Origin of the sequence: Nguyenibacter vanlangensis (assembly GCF_013376155.1) — a bacterium.
Classification (GTDB): domain Bacteria; phylum Pseudomonadota; class Alphaproteobacteria; order Acetobacterales; family Acetobacteraceae; genus Gluconacetobacter; species Gluconacetobacter vanlangensis.
Map to the genome: position 1 here is coordinate 1 of NZ_JABXXP010001061.1, position 757 is coordinate 757.

Here is a 757-nt window from a genome sequence, read left to right on the forward strand (position 1 = left end):
CACGTCGCCAGGGCGCTCGGCCAGGCTGGAGCTCAGGGCTGGCAGGATCTCGGACACCGGCAGGTCGCTTGGCAGGTCGGCCAGCGTCGGGACGGGATTTTGCAGGTCGCGGTCAGATTCCATATCCTGTTTATGCGTCCGCGGCCTGGAACCGGCAATCGCCGCCTCCCGCCGCCCAGTCTTCCGGAGCCTCGTTTCGTGGTCCCTGCCCGGTCTTCATCCCTCTCTGCCCGCCTGCGCCGATGGTTGCCGGCCCTGTTGTGCCTGCTGGTGCCGGCCATGCCGCCCGCCCATGCCGGAGCGGCGGAAAGCGCCGCGCTGACCACGCCGCGTGACAGCGCCACTCTGGTGACGGATACCGACCGCTACCGGCCCGGCATGCCCCTGCATGTCGGGCTGCATCTGCGCTTGCAACCGGGCTGGCACACCTATTGGCTCAATCCCGGCGACGCGGGTGAGGCCCCGACCCTGGACGTCGCGGCCGAAGGCGGCGCCACCGGCCGGTCAGGCGCCATCGCCTGGCCCACTCCGCGACGGATCAGCGACGGGCCGCTGATGTCCTATGCCTATATCGGCGACGTGCTTCTGCCGGCCGTCTTGCAGCCCGCGGGAGCGGGCGACGGGCCGATGGTCCTGCGCGCCACTGCCGAATGGCTGGTCTGCGCCAGCGTCTGCGTGCCGGAAAAAGGCAGCTTCACCCTGACCCTGCCGGTCGGCGATCCTGCGCCGTCCGACCAGGCGCCGCTCTTTGCCCGGG

At 70.8% G+C, this 757-nt stretch carries 1 protein-coding gene; it reads left to right on the forward strand.

The window, feature by feature from the left end; genetic code table 11:
* Nucleotides 1-279 precede the first annotated feature (279 nt).
* Nucleotides 280-757: protein-disulfide reductase DsbD domain-containing protein (locus HUK84_RS21210; protein WP_281362884.1), on the forward strand; the 478-nt coding region annotated here is incomplete at its 3' end.